Origin of the sequence: Escherichia sp. WS1450 (assembly GCF_046487395.1) — a bacterium.
In the GTDB taxonomy this organism is placed as follows: domain Bacteria; phylum Pseudomonadota; class Gammaproteobacteria; order Enterobacterales; family Enterobacteriaceae; genus Escherichia; species Escherichia coli.
This window is the reverse complement of sequence record NZ_JBJQJO010000006.1, coordinates 180,815-194,845: the sequence shown is the minus strand read 5'-3', so window position 1 is coordinate 194,845 and position 14,031 is coordinate 180,815. Positions and strand designations below refer to the sequence as shown.

The following is a 14,031-nucleotide window of genomic DNA, read 5'->3' as shown; positions in this document are numbered from 1 at the left end:
CTACTACTTCTTCGCTGCCGCTCTGCGCCGTCTGTCCAAATCCTTCAGCAACTTGTTCACGCCATCATCGGCAAACATCGCCTCAAGCGTTGCGGAGAGCTTGCGCCGCCAGTTTTTATACTGGTAACTGGTGCCGGGAATATTTACCGGGTCCGCCATATCCAGCCAGTCTTCTGGCTGTAGTCCTAACAGGGCGCTGTTGCTATCGGCGATGTAGCGCTGTAAGCCACGATTCAGCGTCGGCGTCATCGACATCAACGATGCCTTATGCCCGGCACGTTTTGGCAGACAACCATATTTATGCAGAGCATCCAGTAGTCCTTGCTTCGCCAGTTCGCGATCCTGATACAGACCGCGCAGTACCACTTCATCCGGATACAACCCCAGGGTTTTACCCAGCGTTAGATCCCCGCTCTCCCAGTAACCACGCAGCGTTGGCAGGTCGTGTGTCGCCGCAACCGCCATCGACTGCTCCGGATACGCTTTCGGTGCACGGAACGTCTTCTCGTGGTCGTTTTCGAAATAGAGCACTTTGTAGGAGTACACACCACTGCTGCGCAGCTTACCGACAATCTCTACCGGTACCGTGCCGAGATCTTCACCAATCACCATGCAGCGATGACGTTTACTTTCGAGTGCCAGAATCGAGAGCAGATCATCCACCGGATAGTGTACATACGCGCCCTGATCCGCCGTCTCGCCATACGGTATCCACCACAAACGCAGCATCGACATCACATGGTCAATTCGTAATGCGCCGCAGTTTTGCATATTGGCACGCAACAGCTCGATAAACGGTTCATAGGCACGCGCGGTGATAATATGCGGGTCCATTGGCGGCAATCCCCAGTTCTGCCCCAACGGGCCGAGGATATCCGGCGGCGCGCCAACCGACGCTTTCAGGCAATACAACTCCCGGTCGCACCAGGTTTCTGCTCCACCCTCTGCTACACCAACGGCCAGGTCACGATACAAGCCAATCGGCATTTCATAGCCCTGGCTTATCTCCCAGCAGTCGGCAAACTGGCTGTAAGCCAGCCACTGCAACCAGAGATAAAAATCGACGTCATCACGATGTTCTTCGCAGAACTGGCGCACTTCTGGTGAATCCACGTTCTGATACATCTCTGGCCATGCAGGCCAGCCCCAGCGCATTTCGTCCTCTTTCACTTGCTGGGCATGTAGTGCGTCAAACGCCGCCTGCCAGAACAGGCTGTCGCCTTGCTCTGCAACAAACTGGCGAAACGCGGCCATCTGTTCATCATCACGTTGCGCGAAACCTTTCCACGCCATTCGTAATGCTGTCATTTTTAGGGCGGTAACCGTGGAGTAATCGACCCAGTCGGCATCCCGCGCCTGTTGCAGCGTCTGTTGCGTGGTCGGCAACTTCCACCAGGCCTGAGCCTCTTCGCTAAGATGGAAATCTTCGACGGCGTTAACGTCGATATAAATCACATTCAGCCAACGGCGAGAAGACGGGCTGTATGGGCTGGCACTTTCCGGATTTGCCGGATAGAGGGCATGAATCGGGTTCAGACCGATGAACGACCCGCCACGTTTTGCCACATCCACCAGCATCGCTTTGAGATCGCCAAAATCCCCAATACCCCAGTTTTTTTCCGATCGCAGCGTATAAAGCTGAACGCAGGCACCCCACAGCTTTTGTTTGTTCAGCAACGCCTGCGGTTCGTAACAGCGTTTCGGGGCGACAATCACCCGGCAATGCGCGCGCTGGTCGTCCTGGGTGAGTGTCAGCGTGTGATAACCTTCCGGTAGCTTCGTCGGTAGATTGAACGCTTTGCCCCCCGTTACATGGCCTTTGTACTGCGTTCCTTCTTCGGTGGTCAGCAGCCAGCTATATTCGCCGCAGCCCTCCACCACCATCGGCATTTTTTTGCCGCTGGTATAAACCATGACATTCGGGACTGGCGTTACCGCCACTTTCGTGGCGGTACGTTGATGCATCGCGTCAAGCAAACGCCGTTTGGTTTCGGCGCTAATCGACTGCGGTTTACCGTGGGCATTGATGTAATTGGGGCTAATCCCCGCCGCCAGCGCGGCATTATCCAGACGTTTGCTTTCCATCGAGCTTCCTTAGCGTTTTGCCTGCCAGATACGAGCCTGATAATCGCGAATAGAGCGATCCGAGCTAAACATACCGCAGCGGGCGGTATTGAGGATCGCCGCGCGAGTCCAGGCCTCCTGGTCGCGGTACAGCACATCCACCTGCTTTTGTGCCTCTACATAGGCTGCGAAATCCGCCATCACCAGATACGGATCGCCGCCCTGTTTGCCGATACTGTGCAGCATCTGGTCGAAGGCATGCTTATCGCCGTCGCTGTATTTGCCGCTTTCCAGCTCTTTCAATACTGCGTCCAGCACCTTATCTTTCTTCCGCCATTTCACCGGGTCGTAGCCTTTGGCCAGAATTGCCTTCACTTGTTCCACGGTATGACCAAAAATAAAGATATTTTCTTCACCAACTTTCTCGGCGATTTCAACGTTCGCACCATCCAGCGTACCGACAGTAAGCGCACCATTGAGCGCCAGTTTCATATTGCCGGTACCGGAAGCTTCTTTACCTGCCGTCGAAATTTGTTCGGAGATATCCGCCGCCGGGATCAGTTTTTCCGCCGCCGAAACACAATAATCCGGCAAGAACACCACCTTCAACTTGTCGCCAACCAGCGGATCGTTGTTGATCACGTCAGCCACTTTGTTGATCGCAAAGATAATGTTTTTCGCCAGGTAGTAGCCCGGTGCTGCTTTCGCGCCGAAGAGGAAGACGCGCGGTACGCGATCAGCCTGCGGGTTTTCACGAATTTCTTTGTACAACGCCAGAATATGCAGCAGATTCAGGTGCTGGCGTTTGTACTCATGCAGACGTTTAATCTGAATATCGAAAATCGCCTGTGGATTGATCTCAATACCGGTACGAACTTTCACAAACTCTGCCAGACGGACTTTATTCGCCTGCTTGATCTCGCGATATTGCTGACGGAATTTCGCATCATCAGCGAATTTTTCCAGATTGATCAGTTGATCGAGATCGTTAGCCCACTCTTTTTTCAGTGATTTATCCAACAGAGCCGCCAGTGCCGGGTTGCACTGTTTGATCCAGCGACGTGGGGTAATACCGTTGGTGACGTTATGGAATTTGTTCGGCCATAGCTGGTGATATTCCGGGAACAGATCTTTCACTACCAGATCCGAGTGCAGCGCCGCAACACCGTTTACCGCGAAACCGCCAACCACACACAGGTTCGCCATATGCACTTGTTTGTCGTGTACCACCGCCAGTTTGGCCCACACTTTTTCATCGCCCGGCCAGGTTTTTTCCACCAGCGTTTTAAAGCGTGTATTAATTTCTTTAATAATCTGCATGTGGCGCGGCAGTAAGCCTTTCACCAGTTTCACATCCCAGCGTTCCAGCGCTTCTGGCATCAGGGTATGGTTAGTGTAAGCAAAAGTTTTACTGGTGATGGCCCAGGCGTCATCCCAGCTCATCTGGTGCTCATCGATCAGCACGCGCAGCAGTTCTGGAATCGCGATAGTTGGGTGGGTATCGTTCAGCTGAATAACTTCATAATCCGCCAGTTCGTGCAGTTTACGCCCCGCCAGATGATGGCGACGCAAAATATCCGCTACCGAGCAGGCACACTGGAAGTATTGCTGCATCAGGCGCAGCTTTTTACCGGCAGTATGGTTGTCGTTTGGATAGAGAACTTTGGTCAGTTTTTCCGCGTTGATACCCAGCTGTTCGGCGCGCAGGAAATCACCGTCGTTAAATTTAGTCAGATCAAACGGATGTGCATGCGTCGCCTGCCACAGACGCAGCGGCTGCGCCACGCCATTACGATAGCCGACAACGGGGAGATCCCACGCTTGACCGGTAATGGTAAATTCCGGCTCCCAGCGTCCGTCTTTCGTCACTTTACCGCCAATTCCTACCTGCACATCCAGTGCTTCATTGTGGCGGAACCACGGGTAGTTACTGCGATGCCAGTCATCCGGCGCTTCAACCTGTTTGCCATCGACAAATGACTGGCGGAACAAGCCATATTGATAATTAAGGCCGTAGCCAGTAGCTGACTGCCCGACAGTTGCCATTGAGTCGAGGAAGCACGCCGCCAGACGTCCCAGACCACCGTTACCCAGCGCCGGGTCGATCTCTTCTTCCAGCAAGTCAGTCAGGTTGATGTCATAAGCCTTCAACGAATCCTGTACATCCTGATACCAGCCGAGATTCAACAGGTTGTTGCCCGTCAGACGACCAATCAAAAACTCCATTGAGATGTAGTTAACATGTCGCTGATTCGCCACCGGTTTGGCGAATGGCTGAGCACGCAGCATTTCGGCCAGTGCTTCACTCACTGCCAGCCACCACTGGCGAGGAGTCATTTCAGCCGCAGAATTTAAGCCATAACGCTGCCACTGACGTGAAAGCGCTTCCTGAAATTGCTTATCGTTAAAAATAGGTTGTGACATAGGAGTTCCACTTTTCTTAGATTTTCAACACAACGTTATCGCTAGTTTGCCAGGCTCGATGTTGACCTTCCTCATCCTGCGGGGGATTAGGCAGGGAGGAGTTGCGGGGATGAGCAAGGAAATGTGATCTCGACCACTTAAAGCTAGTGCAAACCACAGGATTAGCAGCAAATCAATGCCATACAGCGCAGAAAATCTGTATCTAAGTGCAAAAAATGGCCGTTGCGTATTTTCAAAAAGCGGAAGGTAACTCTATAAATTAAGTAAAGGAGTGAAACAGTTTCATAAGTAAAATATCCAGTGTGCTCCATCTCATTCTTAATAGATTTATTAAGATCATCTTTTTAGATAGCACTTTCATCAGGAATGAAGAAGAAACCCTTGCTTAAATGAATCTGATGAACATAAGGGAAATACCGTACAACCCAGCATTCACGCTGTATCAGCGTCGTTTTAGGTGAGTCATTAATAAAGATTTGGAATTGTGACAGAGTGCAAATTCAGACACATAAAAAAACGTCATCGCTTGCATTAGAAAGGTTTCTGGCCGACCTTATAACCATTAATTACGAAGCGCAAAAAAAATAATATTTCCTCATTTTCCACAGTGAAGTGATTAACTATGCTGATTCCGTCAAAATTAAGTCGTCCGGTTCGACTCGACCATACCGTGGTTCGTGAGCGCCTGCTGGCTAAACTTTCCGGCGCGAACAACTTCCGGCTGGCGCTGATCACAAGTCCTGCGGGCTACGGAAAGACCACGCTCATTTCCCAGTGGGCGGCAGGCAAAAACGATATCGGCTGGTACTCGCTGGATGAAGGTGATAACCAGCAAGAGCGTTTCGCCAGCTATCTCATTGCCGCCGTGCAGCAGGCAACCAACGGTCACTGTGCGATATGTGAGACGATGGCGCAAAAACGGCAATATGCCAGTCTGACGTCACTCTTCGCCCAGCTTTTCATTGAGCTGGCGGAATGGCATAGCCCACTTTATCTGGTCATCGATGACTATCATCTGATCACTAATCCAGTGATCCACGAGTCAATGCGCTTCTTTATTCGCCATCAACCAGAAAATCTCACCCTGGTGGTGTTGTCACGCAACCTTCCGCAACTGGGCATTGCCAATCTGCGTGTTCGTGATCAACTGCTGGAAATTGGCAGTCAGCAACTGGCATTTACCCATCAGGAAGCGAAGCAGTTTTTTGATTGCCGTCTGTCATCGCCGATTGAAGCCGCAGAAAGCAGTCGGATTTGTGATGACGTTTCCGGTTGGGCGACGGCACTGCAGCTAATCGCCCTCTCCGCCCGGCAGAATACCCACTCAGCCCATAAGTCGGCACGCCGCCTGGCGGGAATCAATGCCAGCCATCTTTCGGATTATCTGGTCGATGAGGTTTTGGATAACGTCGATCTCGCAACGCGCCATTTTCTGTTGAAAAGCGCCATTTTGCGCTCAATGAACGATGCACTCATCCCCCGTGTGACCGGCGAAGAAAACGGGCAAATGCGCCTCGAAGAGATTGAGCGTCAGGGGCTGTTTTTACAGCGGATGGATGATACCGGCGAGTGGTTCTGCTATCACCCGCTGTTTGGTAACTTCCTGCGCCAGCGCTGCCAGTGGGAACTGGCGGCGGAGCTGCCGGAAATCCACCGTGCCGCCGCAGAAAGCTGGATGGCCCAGGGATTTCCCAGCGAAGCGATTCATCATGCGTTGGCGGCAGGCGATGCGCTGATGCTGCGCGATATTCTGCTTAATCACGCCTGGAGTCTGTTCAACCATAGCGAACTGTCGCTGCTGGAAGAGTCGCTTAAGGCCCTGCCGTGGGACAGTTTGCTGGAAAATCCGCAGTTAGTGTTATTGCAGGCGTGGCTGATGCAAAGCCAACATCGCTACGGCGAAGTTAACACCCTGCTAGCCCGTGCTGAACATGAAATCAAGGACATCAGAGAAGGCACCATGCACGCAGAATTTAACGCTCTGCGCGCCCAGGTAGCGATTAACGATGGTAATCCGGATGAAGCGGAACGGCTGGCAAAACTGGCACTGGAAGAACTGCCTCCGGGCTGGTTCTATAGCCGCATTGTAGCAACCTCAGTGCTGGGTGAAGTATTGCACTGCAAAGGCGAATTGACCCGCTCACTGGCGTTAATGCAGCAAACCGAACAGATGGCGCGCCAGCACGATGTCTGGCACTACGCCTTATGGAGTTTAATCCAGCAAAGTGAAATTCTGTTTGCCCAAGGGTTCCTGCAAACCGCGTGGGAAACGCAGGAAAAAGCGTTCCAGCTGATCAACGAGCAGCATCTGGAACAGCTGCCAATGCATGAGTTTCTGGTGCGCATTCGTGCGCAGCTGTTATGGGCCTGGGCGCGGCTGGATGAAGCCGAAGCGTCGGCGCGTAGCGGGATTGAAGTCTTGTCGTCTTATCAGCCACAGCAACAGCTTCAGTGCCTGGCAATGTTGATTCAATGCTCGCTGGCCCGTGGTGATTTAGATAACGCCCGTAGCCAGCTGAACCGTCTGGAAAACCTGCTGGGAAATGGCAAATATCACAGCGACTGGATCTCTAACGCCAACAAAGTCCGGGTGATTTACTGGCAAATGACCGGCGATAAAGCCGCCGCTGCCAACTGGTTGCGTCATACGGCTAAACCAGAGTTTGCGAACAACCACTTCCTGCAAGGTCAATGGCGCAACATTGCCCGTGCACAAATCTTGCTGGGCGAGTTTGAACCGGCAGAAATTGTTCTCGAAGAACTCAATGAAAACGCCCGCAGTCTGCGGTTGATGAGCGATCTCAACCGTAACCTGTTGCTGCTTAATCAACTGTACTGGCAGGCCGGACGTAAAAGTGACGCCCAGCGTGTGTTGCTGGACGCATTAAAACTGGCGAATCGCACCGGATTTATCAGTCATTTTGTCATCGAAGGCGAAGCGATGGCGCAACAACTGCGCCAGCTGATTCAACTCAATACGCTGCCGGAACTGGAACAGCATCGTGCGCAGCGTATTCTGCGAGAAATCAATCAACATCATCGGCATAAATTCGCCCATTTCGATGAGAATTTCGTTGAACGTCTGCTAAATCATCCGGAAGTGCCAGAACTGATCCGCACCAGCCCGCTGACCCAACGTGAATGGCAGGTCCTGGGGCTGATTTACTCCGGTTACAGCAACGAACAAATTGCAGGCGAACTGGAAGTGGCGGCAACCACCATCAAGACGCATATCCGCAATCTGTACCAAAAACTCGGCGTCGCCCACCGTCAGGCTGCCGTGCAGCACGCGCAAAAACTGCTGAAGATGATGGGATATGGAGTGTGAGTTTAGCCGGATAATACGTCGGATCCGGCTTACATCTTTATATCATTCAATGCTCACCCGCGTTACGCCATCCGCCTCCACCAGACTAAACCGCACTGGCAAGAAACGCTCCACCACCGCAATATTGGTCAGCAGATGGCATGAGGGATGGGCGACCGTAAATTCTCCCGCGCCCGCCAGCGCCATCGGCAGTACCAGCTGGTCGGCGAGATATTCCCCCACCGCCGCCGGGCTTGCCAGGTAGCGTTTCACCTCTTTCACCAACTGTGCCGCGACCACTTCGGCACTGATGCGCTTTTCACCGACGACAAAAAAGCGTTCGGTGATATTTTCACTTTCGACTTCAAGCGAGACGGTATTACCCGGCCCCTGGTCACGCGGCAGGTTATGAATATTCTGCTCATGCAGGGAAAAACTACCCGCCAGCGTAGCGATTTCACGCTCAGCAACATGCCTCGGCACGCCAGCTAATAGCACCTCTCCACGCATCTGCACAATGTTCCCGCGCTCGCCAAGTTGCAAGGTGTTAAACAATGCCACGGGCGAGACTTCCGTTGCCACCACCCCGCCTCCAGCAGGATAAAAACCGTGGCGTAATAATGTGGTTTGCTGATGAATGCCCATTTTCGCCAGCAGCGGCTCCAGCACCCGGCGGATAAAATCCGCAGGCGGTGCCGACGGGTTATCGGTGCCGCCGCTCACTTCAACACGCGAAGGCCCATCAGCAAACCACAGCGCGGGTAGCACCGTTTGCAGCACCAGCGTGCTGCTTCCGGCGCTTCCGATAGCAAAGCGGTAATCGCCGCCGCGCACGGTGCCGGGCCGGAAGATCAGACGCTGCGCCCTCAGCTCCGCGCCTTCCACCGTTGCTCGGCAAATTTCCGTCGCCGCCTTAACCGCGGTCAGATGCTGGCGCAACAGCCCCGGTTTCGCCCGCCCGGCACGAATGTCAGTGATGGTAAATGGCTGGCCAGTTATCATCGACAGGCTCAGCGCCGAGCGCAGGATCTGCCCGCCGCCTTCGCCCTGTGCGCCATCCAGCGCAATCATCCTTTTCATCATTTATCCTTTTACGCACACCACCTGACGCAGGGTATAGATAACTTCCACCAGATCGCTTTGTGCCGCCATCACCGCATCAATATCTTTATACGCCATCGGGATTTCGTCGATCACTTCGGCATCTTTACGGCATTCCACATGCGCGGTGGCACGAATTTGATCTTCCACGCTGAACATTTTTTTCGCTTTAGTACGGCTCATAACCCGCCCGGCACCGTGGCTGCACGAACAGAACGACTCTTCATTTCCCAGCCCACGGACGATAAAGCTCTTCGCCCCCATCGAACCGGGAATAATTCCATATTGACCAGCACGCGCAGACACCGCGCCTTTACGCGTCACGTAGATCTCTTCACCAAAGTGCTGTTCTTTTTGCACATAGTTGTGGTGACAGTTGATCTCTTCCATCGCCAGCGTTTGTGGCTGTCTGACCGTTTTCTGCGTAATGCTCTGCAACGCCGTTACCACGTTTTCCATCATCGCATCGCGGTTAAGGCTGGCAAAAAGCTGCGCCCAGGCCACGGCTTTCAGGTAATCATCAAAGTATTCCGTACCTTCCATAAAGTACGCCAGATCACGCGACGGCAATGTTTCAAGCGTTTCCTGCATCTCTTTTTGCGCCAGATCGATAAAGTAAGTTCCGATGGCATTACCGATTCCGCGTGAACCGGAGTGCAGCATAATCCACACCTGGTCCGACTCATCAAGGCAGATTTCAATAAAGTGGTTACCCGTTCCCAGCGTTCCCAGGTGTTTATAGTTGTTAGTGTTAAGGAAACGGGGATATTTTTGCGTTAACCACTGATAACCGGCTTCAAGCTCAGCCCATTTCGCATCGACGTTAACAGGCGGGTTTTCCCATGCGCCTTTATCACGTTTACAACGCCCGGTAGTACGCCCGTGCGGCACGGCAGTTTCAATTGCCTGACGCAGCTCCGCCAGGTTTTCCGGCAGGTCTGCCGCCGTTAACGCGGTACGCAGCGCGTTCATTCCACAACCGATATCCACGCCCACCGCCGCCGGAATAATCGCCCCTTTGGTTGGGATCACGCTACCAATGGTGGAACCTTTACCCAGGTGTACATCAGGCATTACCGCAATATGTTTGAAAATAAACGGCATCTTCGCCGTATTAATAAGTTGCTGACGCGCATCGGCCTCTACCGGCACGCCTTTGGTCCACATTTTTACCGGGGCATTTTCAGTGGTCAGTAATTCGTAATTCATTTTGTTTTTCTCTTTTCGTTGTTTGCTGTCCTGATAATTGCAACCGTCGTGCCAGAAAATTAAATAAGCAGCTTAATTTTTTAATTTATTGTTTTTAATAGATTAAATCTTTACGTCCGTAAACGGAGATTTCCCGCAAAGCCAATTTACCGATAATGAAATATCGTCTTTTATAAGGATATCTAGAGATGCGTAAAACAGTGGCTTTTGGTTTTGTCGGAACGGTGCTGGATTATGCCGGGCGCGGCAGTCAGCGCTGGTCGAAATGGCGTCCGACGCTTTGTTTATGCCAGCAAGAATCGTTGGTCATCGATCGACTGGAATTATTGCATGACGCCCGCTCGCGCTCGCTATTTGAAACGCTTAAACGCGATATCGCCAGCGTTTCGCCAGAAACAGAAGTGGTGGGCGTTGAGATAGAACTGCATAACCCGTGGGATTTCGAAGAGGTCTACGCCTGCCTGCATGATTTCGCCCGTGGTTACGCGTTCCAGCCAGAAAAAGAAGACTATTTAATTCACATCACCACCGGTACCCACGTCGCGCAGATTTGCTGGTTTCTGCTGGCAGAAGCGCGTTATCTACCCGCCCGGTTGATACAATCTTCACCACCGCGCAAAAAAGAACAACCGCGCGGCGCAGGTGAAGTGACGATTATCGATCTCGATTTAAGCCGTTATAACGCCATCGCCAGCCGCTTTGCCGAGGAACGCCAGCAAACCCTCGATTTCCTCAAATCCGGCATTGCCACGCGTAACCCCCACTTCAACCGCATGATTGAGCAGATCGAAAAAGTGGCGATTAAATCCCGCGCACCGATCCTGCTCAACGGCCCGACCGGGGCGGGTAAGTCATTTCTGGCGCGACGCATCTTTGAATTGAAACAGGCGCGGCATCAGTTTAGCGGCGCGTTTGTGGAAGTGAACTGCGCCACCCTGCGTGGCGATACCGCCATGTCGACGCTGTTTGGTCATGTGAAAGGCGCGTTTACCGGGGCGCGGGAGTCGCGGGAAGGATTATTACGCAGCGCCAACGGCGGGATGTTATTTCTTGATGAGATTGGCGAACTGGGCGCAGACGAACAGGCGATGTTGCTGAAAGCCATTGAAGAGAAAACCTTTTACCCATTTGGCAGCGATCGCCAGGTGAGCAGTGATTTTCAGCTGATCGCCGGAACGGTGCGCGATTTGCGCCAGCTGGTTGCCGAAGGCAAATTTCGCGAAGACCTGTACGCACGCATTAATCTCTGGACCTTCACCCTGCCGGGGCTGCGCCAGCGCCAGGAAGATATCGAACCGAACCTGGATTATGAAGTGGAGCGCCACGCCGCGCTTACTGGCGACAGCGTGCGTTTGAACACCGAAGCACGGCGCGCCTGGCTGGCTTTTGCGACATCTCCCCAGGCAACATGGCGCGGTAACTTTCGAGAACTTTCTGCCAGCGTCACGCGGATGGCAACCTTTGCCGATAGCGGGCGCATTACTCTGGAAACCGTAGAAGATGAGATAAACCGTCTGCGCTATAACTGGCAGGAGAGTCGCCCCTCCGCGCTTCCGGCGTTGCTGGGCGCTGAGGCAGAAAACATCGACCTCTTTGATCGACTGCAACTGGAACACGTAATAGCCATCTGCCGCCAGGCAAAGTCACTTTCTGCTGCCGGACGCCAGCTTTTTGACGTTTCGCGCCAGGGCAAAGCCAGCGTCAATGACGCGGATCGGCTACGCAAATACCTGGCGCGTTTTGGTCTGACGTGGGAAGCCTTGCAGGATCAGCACAGCTCCAGTTGAATATGATGGTCCGTCAGCACCTGCATGACGCTTACTGGCGGCGGGGCGTCGGTGTAGACAGCATCAACCATGCTGATGCTCCCCATATTGACCATCGCATTACGGCCAAATTTCGAGTGATCGACAACCAGCATAACGTGGCGCGAGTTCTCAATAATAGCGCGTTTGGTGCGAACTTCGTGGTAATCGAATTCCAGCAACGAGCCGTCGCTATCGATGCCGCTGATCCCCAGAATGCCGAAATCAAGGCGGAACTGGGAGATAAAATCGAGCGTCGCTTCGCCTATGATCCCGCCATCGCGGCTGCGTAATTCGCCACCGGCGAGAATAATACGGAAATCCTCTTTTACCATCAGCGTGTTAGCAACGTTGAGATTGTTAGTCACAATGCGCAAATTGCTGTGATTAAGCAGCGCGTGCGCCACCGCTTCCGGGGTGGTGCCGATATCGATAAACAGCGTCGAGCCGTTGGGGATTTGCTCCGCCACTTTGCGGGCGATGCGCTCTTTTTCTTCGGTCTGGGTGGCCTTGCGATCGTGCCACGGCGTGTTAACCGAACTGGAAGGCAGCGCCGCGCCGCCATGATGGCGCAGGATCAGGTTTTGCTCCGCCAGTTCGTTGAGGTCGCGGCGAATAGTCTGCGGGCTGACGGAGAAGTGCTCCACCAGTTCCTCGGTACTGACATAACCCTGCTGTTTAACCAGTTCGATTATACCGTTGTGACGTTGTGTTTGTTTCATTTATAAATCCCTGGAATTATTTTCGTTTTCGCGCATTGAGCGAATCAACAAAAGCCATCGCTAAACCCACGGCTAACCCGGCGATGTGTGCTCCGTTCGCCATCGACATCCCAAACAAATCAAACCATCCGGCGACAATCCAGATCAGCGCAAAGATAATTAACCCACGTTGCAGGTAAATGCCACTTTGCGGATCGCGTTCGCCACGTAGCCAGACGTAGCCCATCAGCGCATACACCACGCCAGAAAGCCCGCCAAACCACGGCCCGCTGAATTTTTGCTGCACATAGCCGCTTAACAGGGCGCTAATGAGAGTAATGACAATTAGCTTACCGCTACCGAGGCGTTTTTCCACCGCACCGCCGAGATACCACCACCAGAGCAGGTTAAAGAGGATATGCATCAGCGAGAAGTGCATTAACGCGTGGGTGAAGTAACGCCAGAACTCAAATTTCAGTGTTGGGTCGAATGGCCAGGCCAGCCATAACATCACTTCCTGATCGCCGAGAATTTGCATGGCAATAAACACCACCACGCAGGCGATCATCATCACCCAGGTTACCGGACCTGCGCGTTCACGCAAGGCAGCAAAGAAAGGATAACGGCGATAATGCAGGCCACTGCCGGTATGGCCCGCCTGCCAGCTGGCCGCCAGATAACGCGGATCTGCCGGGTTTTCGAGAAAACGCGCCAGCTCCGCCCGCACGCGCTCGGCCTGGGACTCATCCGCCAGCCAGACATCGCTTTGGTTATGTTGTTGAATCGTGAGGATAACACCCTGCGTCGCCATGTAATCAACAAACGCCTGCGCCACGCGGGGGTTAGCAAAAGAGGTAATCATCAACATCGTTGCTGTCGCTTATTCCACACAAAAGGGGACAGTATAAAGCGTTACGCGCCGTACGCCACCTCTGCAGGAAACTGACGCTGCCAGGCTTCAAAGCCGCCGTCAATGCTATAGACCACATCGTAGCCCTGTTGCAGCAGATACTGCGCCGCGCCTTTGCTGCTATTGCCGTGGTAACACATCACCATCACCGGAGTGTCAAAGTCGTTATCACGCATAAACGCGCCCAGTGTGTCGTTGGTTAAATGGAAAGCCTGCACCGCATGCCCCATTGCGAAACTCTGTGGATCGCGAATATCGACCAGCACCGCCTCTTTTTCCTGCAACTTCTGGTGCGCGTCGGCAACGTTAATACATTCGAACTGATCCATGCGTCTCTCTTTATTTACAAACAAGTGGGCAAATTTACCGCACAGTTTACGTCGAAGCGGAAGATAAACGCCATAATGTTATACATATCACTCTAAAATGTTTTTTCAATGTTACCTAAAGCGCGATTCTTTGCTAATATGTTCGATAACGAACATTTATGAGCTTTAACGAAAGTGAATG

The 14,031-nt window shown here is 52.9% G+C and carries 9 protein-coding genes; 2 read left to right on the top strand and 7 right to left on the bottom strand.

The annotated features are described in order from the left end of the window. Positions 1-3 precede the first annotated feature (3 nt). Complete coding sequence (malQ, locus tag ACJHYR_RS09685; RefSeq protein ID WP_059327751.1) at positions 4-2,085, bottom strand: 4-alpha-glucanotransferase; 2,082 nt, start codon at positions 2,083-2,085, stop codon at positions 4-6. A 9-nt stretch (positions 2,086-2,094) separates the two neighbouring features. Then, entirely contained in the window at positions 2,095-4,488 is a 2,394-nt protein-coding gene (gene malP, locus ACJHYR_RS09680; RefSeq protein WP_059327750.1) for a maltodextrin phosphorylase, read from the bottom strand. Between the two features lie 622 nt (positions 4,489-5,110). Between malP and malT the strand changes: the two genes are divergently transcribed. After that, complete coding sequence (gene malT / locus ACJHYR_RS09675) at positions 5,111-7,816, top strand: HTH-type transcriptional regulator MalT (protein ID WP_072837412.1); 2,706 nt, start codon at positions 5,111-5,113, stop codon at positions 7,814-7,816. 42 nt (positions 7,817-7,858) lie between these two features. Here the strand turns inward: malT and rtcA are convergent, their stop codons facing one another. Together rtcA and rtcB are read right to left on the bottom strand one after the other, a co-directional pair. Then, complete coding sequence (gene rtcA, locus ACJHYR_RS09670; RefSeq protein ID WP_001306323.1) at positions 7,859-8,875, bottom strand: RNA 3'-terminal phosphate cyclase; 1,017 nt, start codon at positions 8,873-8,875, stop codon at positions 7,859-7,861. Between the two features lie 3 nt (positions 8,876-8,878). After that, positions 8,879-10,105, bottom strand: a complete 1,227-nt coding sequence (gene rtcB, locus ACJHYR_RS09665; protein WP_001105467.1) for an RNA-splicing ligase RtcB — start codon at positions 10,103-10,105, stop codon at positions 8,879-8,881. Between the two features lie 188 nt (positions 10,106-10,293). On the opposite strand from rtcB, the gene rtcR reads away from it, so the two are divergent. Beyond that, entirely contained in the window at positions 10,294-11,892 is a 1,599-nt protein-coding gene (gene rtcR / locus ACJHYR_RS09660) for a DNA-binding transcriptional regulator RtcR (RefSeq protein ID WP_059327749.1), read from the top strand. Here the strand turns inward: rtcR and ACJHYR_RS09655 are convergent. The 3 genes from ACJHYR_RS09655 to glpE are packed head-to-tail and all read right to left on the bottom strand — an operon-like array spanning position 11,874 to position 13,850. Continuing rightward, positions 11,874-12,632: a DeoR/GlpR family transcriptional regulator gene (locus tag ACJHYR_RS09655; RefSeq protein WP_000815099.1), complete on the bottom strand. Its 759-nt coding sequence runs from the start codon at positions 12,630-12,632 to the stop codon at positions 11,874-11,876. The two genes, rtcR and ACJHYR_RS09655, sit on opposite strands and share 19 nt — an antisense overlap. Positions 12,633-12,648: 16 nt before the next feature. Beyond that, positions 12,649-13,479, bottom strand: coding sequence for a rhomboid family intramembrane serine protease GlpG (gene glpG, locus ACJHYR_RS09650; RefSeq protein WP_000928723.1), 831 nt, complete (start codon positions 13,477-13,479; stop codon positions 12,649-12,651). Positions 13,480-13,523: 44 nt separating this feature from the next. After that, positions 13,524-13,850 carry a thiosulfate sulfurtransferase GlpE gene (glpE, locus tag ACJHYR_RS09645; protein ID WP_000371928.1) on the bottom strand — a complete coding sequence of 109 codons (327 nt, stop codon included), beginning with the start codon at positions 13,848-13,850 and terminating at the stop codon, positions 13,524-13,526. Positions 13,851-14,031 lie beyond the last annotated feature (181 nt).

Coding starts and splice junctions, on each gene's coding strand:
- rtcR (WP_059327749.1), top strand. CDS start 10,294: ATGCGTAAAACAGTGGCTTTTGGTTTTGTCGGAACGGTGCTGGATTAT.
- malQ (WP_059327751.1), bottom strand. CDS start 2,085: ATGGAAAGCAAACGTCTGGATAATGCCGCGCTGGCGGCGGGGATTAGC.
- rtcB (WP_001105467.1), bottom strand. CDS start 10,105: ATGAATTACGAATTACTGACCACTGAAAATGCCCCGGTAAAAATGTGG.
- glpE (WP_000371928.1), bottom strand. CDS start 13,850: ATGGATCAGTTCGAATGTATTAACGTTGCCGACGCGCACCAGAAGTTG.
- rtcA (WP_001306323.1), bottom strand. CDS start 8,875: ATGAAAAGGATGATTGCGCTGGATGGCGCACAGGGCGAAGGCGGCGGG.
- glpG (WP_000928723.1), bottom strand. CDS start 13,479: ATGTTGATGATTACCTCTTTTGCTAACCCCCGCGTGGCGCAGGCGTTT.
- malT (WP_072837412.1), top strand. CDS start 5,111: ATGCTGATTCCGTCAAAATTAAGTCGTCCGGTTCGACTCGACCATACC.
- malP (WP_059327750.1), bottom strand. CDS start 4,488: ATGTCACAACCTATTTTTAACGATAAGCAATTTCAGGAAGCGCTTTCA.
- ACJHYR_RS09655 (WP_000815099.1), bottom strand. CDS start 12,632: ATGAAACAAACACAACGTCACAACGGTATAATCGAACTGGTTAAACAG.